This is a genomic window from Gluconobacter japonicus, from assembly GCF_002723975.1.
GTDB classification, from domain to species: Bacteria; Pseudomonadota; Alphaproteobacteria; order Acetobacterales; family Acetobacteraceae; genus Gluconobacter; species Gluconobacter japonicus.
The window spans coordinates 157,799-164,908 of record NZ_BEWO01000007.1 but is presented as its reverse complement, the minus strand read 5'-3'; the positions used below and the strand labels follow the sequence as shown (position 1 = coordinate 164,908).

Genomic DNA, 7,110 nt, shown 5'->3' with positions numbered 1-7,110 from the left:
CCTTGTTCAGGCCCCGACGGAAGATTTCAAATTGATCACCAAGACCGCTCAAACGCGCCACCCCCTCCTCAACATTAAAGAAACTGATCTATTTCATATCGAAATTACAACGATATGATCACTGATTTTGGCTAACAGTCAGGAAGAAGCTTAGTGGAAATTTGTTTTTGTCAGTAACTGCACGAAGCTTCGTATTCATACCACCTTTGGCGCCCCCAATCAGGCGACCTAGATTTTTTACCCGTAGCCTCGTTTTCTCTTGAGAGGCGACGCATCAATCATGATTAACTACGAACTACCTCTTCGGTCCCCGACCACCCATCGTCCTAGCCGAAGATCCATAACGCCCCAGCGCTCACGGCTTTTTACGCGCTCCATATTCTCGGTGTGCTCGCACCAGCGTAAACCGCTTATGTCCAACTTCCTCGGATAGAGCCTGAAGCAAATTTCTACTTTCAGATCTATGAGCCTTGCAAGAATATTACCAATATCGTGAAAATATAGTCTGAATAACTACAAAAAAACTTACCCAAACACTAAAAATTAATAAAGTAATCTCCATTTTTTCTATGTTTTTTGTAGAAATAAAATTTACTTTCTTTGAATTTGGAAAAAATAGAATGGAAAACATGGCTAGAGGTATGAAATATCGCCCTTGCAATCCTTCAATTTCATGCCCACCAACAGGCGTCCAAATCAGATAAAGAGCTAAACTGACACTACACATTGTCCCAAAAAACAACAAAAATATCAGACCATTTTTTGCAAAATATTTTTTTAAAGAATTTTTTCTAAAATACAGCAAGGAAAGCGTTGCTGAGATAATAAATAAAATACCTTCGAAATGGTAGAACCACCTAGGAAGCGGAGCATCGAGCCACCCCAGGACACCTATGAATTGTCCACTAAGAGACAATAGGGATACTTTGGCTGTATTCCAAAGCACTGTTATTATCATCAATGGGTGAACAAGCAAAAATTTTGCTTGTTGAGCAGCATCAACTCCATCAGAAATTCGAAAGGGAATTTTAGAAGAATGAACACCTACCAGTGACCAAAGCATTGTAATCGTTACAATACATCCAAATATACTCAGAGTACGGCGCCACATACTCAACGGCATAAGTACGACTGGGATAAGCCCTATTAAAATATAGGGCGGCTTAGATGCTATTATACACCCCAACGAAATGGTCAAAACTATCCAAAACCATTTTCCTTGAGAAAAATCATCTTCGAGACGCGTCAGAAGGGCCGCACAAACCGCACAGGTTGCAATTAACGGTCCATCCTGAGAACAAGATGCAAACAACGAAAGAACCATCGGCATCGACAGCAATGCCACAATAAAAATTTTTCCTCTAGTACTAATACAAATAGCGGTGATACCTGCAAAAAGGCAAAATAGCACATTACAGAGACGCGCTAGATAAAAAGAAGTTTGGATATCTGTATTAACTATTTTTCCAATCTCCACTCCAAAAGCGGAGGGAAGATAGAAAACCGGGAAATATATTACGGTATTGGGGAATCCGGCTTCCTCTTTATGACTTTCCCAGTCAAAATGAGTTCCATTTAGAATTCTATCCCAACTTACCTTTTCCTGGTAATTTCCTTTAATATCGTCGTAGCTATGAGCAAATTTAATACTATCACTTGGGAGTATCCCCCCGCTATTAAAGTCACCTAGTCGACGGCCAATCAGATTTCCTTGAGCAATCTGCACACTTCTTAAAAAGTGATTTTCTTCATCCGCAACCTGCAAGGGGGGCGTCGCTATAAACAAGAAAATGAGATAGACTGAAACAATAAGTCCCCATAAAATGGCGAGCGGATTCTTATATATTATGGGGAAATTAATATTTATCACAAGCCGGACCACGTTCTGCAGATTGAATTTAACAATTTATATTTGTACAAACTGACCTAGGAACTTCAACGAATTATAATTAAAAAATAGAAAATACGCTCTATTTCTTAAAAAAGCCGGGACAACTTATTCTCAAAAGCTTTCCCGGCTTGAAAAATTCTTCCTTACGGAAGGATTTCCGTCTCAGCGAAGAAGAATGCGATTTCGTTCTTTGCATTCTCAAGGCTGTCAGAGCCGTGCACGGAGTTGGCTTCGATGCTTTCTGCGTACAGCTTGCGAACAGTGCCTTCAGCAGCGTCAGCCGGGTTTGTAGCACCCATGACTTCGCGATGCTTGGCAACAGCGTTCTCAGCCTGCAGAACCTGCACGACAACCGGCTCGGCAATCATGGAAGACACGAGGCTGCCGTAGAACGGGCGTTCCTTGTGAACAGCGTAGAAAGCACCAGCCTGCTTTTCGGTCAGCTGGATGCGCTTCTGTGCAACGATGCGCAGACCGGCCTCTTCGAACACGGCATTGATCTTGCCGGTCAGGTTACGCTTCGTAGCGTCGGGCTTGATGATGGAAAGCGTGCGCTCGAGAGCCATCTTTCTTCTCCTGTTGGACAAAGGGGTAAATCCCGCCGTTCCACTAGAGCAAATTCGTCGTTCCTGATAGGTCTGTCGCGGTTTTTTCACTCTTCCCGACTGATCGAGGCGCCCGTGAGCCTGCTCACCATCACTGACCTGACACTCCGTATCGCTGGCCGCACTCTGCTGGACGGCGCATCGCTGACTGTCGATCCCGGTCGGAAAATCGGCCTCATTGGAAAGAACGGGGCCGGAAAATCAACGCTCCTTGGGGCCATCGCGGGCGATATTGCCCCTGATGGTGGTACGATCACGTTAGCCAACCGCGCAACAATGGGGCGCGTGAAGCAGGAAACACCGTCGGGCGAGACATCCCTGATCGATACAGTGCTGGAAGGCGATCTCCAACGGGCAAAACTTCTGGCTGAAGCAGAAACCGCCACAGATCCGGAGCGGATTGCAGACATTCATGAGCGCCTGATTGCGATTGATGCCTACACCGCCCCTGCTCGCGCCGGCGCTATTCTGTCCGGCCTCGGATTTGATCAGGAAGCACAACTCCGTTCGGTTTCGGACTTCTCTGGCGGCTGGAGAATGCGCGTTTCCCTTGCCACAGCACTGTTCCTGAGCCCTGACCTGTTGCTGCTGGATGAACCGACCAACCATCTGGATATCGAAGCCACTCTTTGGCTTGAATCCTGGCTGGCCAAATTTCCTGGCGCGGCCATCATCGTCAGCCATGATCGCTCACTGCTCGACAATACCGTCGATGCGATTGCCCATCTCGATCATCAGAAACTCAGTCTGACACCCGGAGGATACGACAATTTTGTGCGTATCCGTACGGAACAGGCTCTCCAGCAAAATCGCATGGCAGAACGCATCGCGACCCAGCGCGCCCATATGCAATCTTTCGTGGATCGGTTTCGTGCCAAAGCCACCAAAGCCAAACAGGCTCAGGCCCGATTGAAAGCACTGGAACGCCTCCCCCAGATCGACAGTGTTGTGGAAGACACGCCAACACGCTTTTCCTTCCCCGAGCCACAGCCTCTTCCGCCGCCAATGATTACCCTCAACAACGTCAGCATTGGTTATGATGAACGCGTGGTTCTCAAAGGACTGAACCAGCGGCTGGATATGGAAGACAGAATCGCGCTTCTGGGTCAGAACGGGCGCGGCAAGTCCACTTTTGCCAAGCTCCTCGCGGGTCGTCTTGAACCCATGAGTGGCTCTTACAACCACTCATCAAAACTCCGGATCGGATATTTCGCCCAACATCAGGCCGATGAACTCGTCCTCTCCGAAACACCGATCGACCACATGGCGCGCGCCATGCCGGATGCGACACCGGTGGCGGTGCGATCCCAGTTGGCGCGATTTGGACTGGATGTAAACCGCGCAGAAACACGGGTATCCGAACTCTCGGGCGGTGAAAAAGCACGACTTCTTCTTGCGCTCTCCACACGGGAAGCCCCTCACCTTCTTATCCTTGATGAGCCGACCAACCATCTGGATCTGGACGCCCGAGATGCCCTAATCCGTGCGCTATCAGAATTTGAAGGCGCCGTAATTCTGATCAGCCATGACAGCCACCTGGTCGAATCTGTCGCAGACCGGTTCTGGCTGGTTGAGGATGGAACGATCAGCGCCTTCGAAGGGGATATGGCTGAATACAAGGAGTGGCTGATCGAGCGGGCCCGCAAAGCCCGTGCAGACAATGCAGAGCGCACGAAAGGCACGGCGCGTTCGCCTTCCCAGGACGCGCCCCAGAAAAGGGTTGATCGTAAAGAACTGACGCGCGCTTTGGCTCCTCTCCGACGGAAAATCCGTGATGCAGAAGCGAAACTCGCCCAGATCACAAAAGAAAAAGAAAAAATCGAAGCCAAGCTTGCTGATCCGGCATTGTATCAGTCGGGAAATCCAGGAGAAATTGCATCGTTGAATGCACATTTGTCCGCGCTCAACGCGACACAGGAACAAACAGAAGAATTATGGCTTGAGGCCCAGACAGAACTGGAAGAAGCATCTGCCTGAAATCAAAATCCTCGCGCTCGCGCCAAGGCAATAAAGAGTTTATTTACTTTTAATTGGTAGAATCCTGTCTGAATTTCAAACATCAGGCGACTAGCTTTTTCAAAGTCGCCTGCAAGGACAGACAGGACTCCTGCGTGCCTCAGAAAATTTCCCATGCACCTCATGAGGCACACGCCAAACCTTCCTCCAAGTCGTTCTTTTCGCATCCAACCTTCAACAGCCATTATGGAAAATCTACTGCAGGTCACCCTCACCACAATCCTGCTCCATCACAGTCGCATCATGAAAAGCATACGGGCCACAAGCCCGCTTCCAGAAAGCAAAAAATTGAGGACTTTACCGAAGCCTGCTTTTTGCCTGGCAGTCTTATTGCCACTCCACAGGGTGAAAAACCCATAGAAACCCTGGTTATTAACGATGAAGTTCTGACAGTCGGGGGGCGAAGTGAAAAACTGGTCTGGGTTGGAAAAAGCCACTGTTGCGTTCGGCCCAATCGTCCAGATGATCTGGCAGGCTGGCCCATCCGTATCCGGGCCGGTGCAATCGCTGATCATCTGCCGCACACAGATCTCCTTGTAACAGCAGAACATTGTATTTTTATGAATGGTGGTCTCATTCCAGCAAGAATGCTGGTCAATGGTGTATCCGTCATGTGGGATCGTAATATTCATTCCTACGAATATTTTCATATTGAGACAGAAACGCACACAATCATATCTGCAAATGGACTTTTTACTGAAAGTTATTTTGACACTGGTGATAGACGTGCTTTTCGGCAAACAGGTCAGATTGCAACACTGCGTTCCATTCAGAAAAATTGGGACAAAGATGCGGCTGCCCCACTCCTGACATCTCGGTCCCAAACCGAAGCGGCTTGGAAAGCCATCGCTACCAGAGCTGGTATTGAAGGGTTTGAAGCCTTCACAACAACAGACCCCGCCCTGCATCTGATCCTTCCTGACGGCACACGCCTCTATCCGAGCCGTCAGAGTGGTGGATACGTCATCTTTACTTTGCCAACCCCGGTCAGAAGTCTGCGGCTTGTTTCCCGCGCAAATCGCCCTTGTGACGTGAAAGGTCCTTATATTGATGATCGGCGCACTCTCGGCGTCCTGATCCGGGACGTGCTCCTTTTCGATGCGTCCAGAACCCGAAAAGTAACCGATCATCTGGTTCCACCAGAACCAACCTCCGGCTGGATGACAGACGAGACACAGGGTCAGGGCTGGACCGATGGAGATGCCGCCTTACATCTCAATACGGAAGGTCCGAGTACTCTGGCTCTCGAAATTATTGGCGGTGGCCCTTACAGTCTTTCCCAGCCTGCTTCACAGATCCGTTGGGCTGGCTGACCGTTGGTTTCTTCCAAGGCCCGATTGACCCGCCCTCTCTAAATCCATAAGCCGATGCTGGTCTACAGATTCAGGATGGACCGGCTGATGCCTATTTCGTTTTCCGACCCGAAGGACCGTGACGAAAAGGAGCCTCGCACGCGCGAGTTATCCCGAATCGCAGGATTGCTCCGCATTGCTCTCGCTGTCACGTTAATCCTACTGGCCGTCTGGCTCATGAAAGACGTGTTGGCCGTTGTTTTCGCCTCTGCCCTGATGGCCGTGGTGCTTCATGGTCTCGCCCGCATGGTACGACGTCACATCACGTTCATCCCTTATCAGGCAGCAGTAGCGCTTGTGACCGTTATCATTCTTTTGGCCGTGGCAGGCCTTGTCTGGAGTAGCGGCCCAGCGATCGGAGATCAGTTCATTCGCCTCAAACAGGCGCTTGTTCAGCAGTCGGGAGACCTCAAATCCCACCTTTCCGGCTCTACGCTGGGTCAGATGGTTCTAGATCACCTCCCCACCGCTGTAGGCGGCAATGACGCGACCTCAGGCAGCCTCGGATCTTTGGGATCAGGGCTCGCTGGATCCGTAACCGGCATTCTCAGCAGCGCCTTCGGCGTTCTCGGAACTTTGGCGGTCATTCTGATTGCTGGTCTCTACTTTGCTCTGTCTCCTGCCATTTACATTGATGGCTTTCTCCGCCTGTTTCCAACCCAGCACCGCAATGCAGCCCGTACATTGCTCATGGCTGCGGGCACCACACTTTGGGCCTGGACGGCCGGACAGGCTCTGGACATGCTGGTCGTCGGTATTCTGTCAGGCATCGGACTGTCACTGATCGGAGTGCCACTGGCGCTGGCGCTCGGTGTTGTTGCAGGGCTGTGCAACTTCATCCCTTATATTGGAGCCATTCTAGGAGCGGTTCCGGCAATATTGCTAGGCCTCTCCATGGGAACGAAAGAAGCGCTGTTTGTTGCTATTCTCTACAGCGTAATTCAGTTCTTCGAGGGCAATGTTCTGGCCCCCCTGATCCAGCGCCGCGCGGTTCATATGCCACCGGCTGTGGCCATCCTGTCTCAGACCGTTTTCAGCACGATCCTCGGCATCCCAGGACTGATTCTTGCATCTCCGATTACGGCGGCTCTCCTTGCCATGGGAGACAAAGCCACTGCCCCGCTTGAAGACGAAGATCAGACCAAGCGGGATGTTGGAGAGATTTCCGAGACCGAAGCACACAAAGAGTAAATTTTCCCTTGCTCCTGACGTAACGTCATCATGACACATGGTGCGTCAGGAGGAA

5 protein-coding genes and 1 pseudogene are annotated in these 7,110 nt (G+C 50.2%); 3 read left to right on the top strand and 3 right to left on the bottom strand.

What is annotated here, in order from left to right; all coding sequences use genetic code 11:
• Nucleotides 1–127: 127 nt before the first annotated feature.
• The 3 genes and pseudogenes from GJA01_RS07060 to ndk all read right to left on the bottom strand — a co-directional run.
• Nucleotides 128–229, bottom strand: a pseudogene (locus GJA01_RS07060) (IS5/IS1182 family transposase); the annotation flags it as partial.
• Nucleotides 230–481: 252 nt separating this feature from the next.
• Nucleotides 482–1,870, bottom strand: a complete 1,389-nt coding sequence (locus GJA01_RS07055; protein ID WP_062503131.1) for a DUF2142 domain-containing protein — start codon at nucleotides 1,868–1,870, stop codon at nucleotides 482–484.
• 164 nt (nucleotides 1,871–2,034) lie between these two features.
• Entirely contained in the window at nucleotides 2,035–2,457 is a 423-nt protein-coding gene (gene ndk / locus GJA01_RS07050; protein WP_007282334.1) for a nucleoside-diphosphate kinase, read from the bottom strand.
• Between the two features lie 114 nt (nucleotides 2,458–2,571).
• On the opposite strand from ndk, the gene GJA01_RS07045 reads away from it, so the two are divergent.
• The 3 genes from GJA01_RS07045 (at nucleotide 2,572) to GJA01_RS07035 (ending at nucleotide 7,055) form a co-directional block, all read left to right on the top strand.
• Nucleotides 2,572–4,473 (top strand): ABC-F family ATP-binding cassette domain-containing protein, encoded by a 1,902-nt coding sequence (locus GJA01_RS07045; RefSeq protein WP_062503133.1) that lies wholly within the window; start codon nucleotides 2,572–2,574, stop codon nucleotides 4,471–4,473.
• Nucleotides 4,474–4,607: 134 nt separating this feature from the next.
• Nucleotides 4,608–5,825, top strand: a complete 1,218-nt coding sequence (locus GJA01_RS07040) for a Hint domain-containing protein (protein ID WP_062503135.1) — start codon at nucleotides 4,608–4,610, stop codon at nucleotides 5,823–5,825.
• Between the two features lie 87 nt (nucleotides 5,826–5,912).
• Nucleotides 5,913–7,055, top strand: a complete 1,143-nt coding sequence (locus GJA01_RS07035) for an AI-2E family transporter (RefSeq protein WP_253783198.1) — start codon at nucleotides 5,913–5,915, stop codon at nucleotides 7,053–7,055.
• Nucleotides 7,056–7,110 lie beyond the last annotated feature (55 nt).

What these genes read in the sequence shown, in the direction of transcription:
- GJA01_RS07035 (WP_253783198.1), top strand. Translation starts at nt 5,913, where the DNA reads ATGCCTATTTCGTTTTCCGACCCGAAGGACCGTGACGAAAAGGAGCCT.
- ndk (WP_007282334.1), bottom strand. Translation starts at nt 2,457, where the DNA reads ATGGCTCTCGAGCGCACGCTTTCCATCATCAAGCCCGACGCTACGAAG.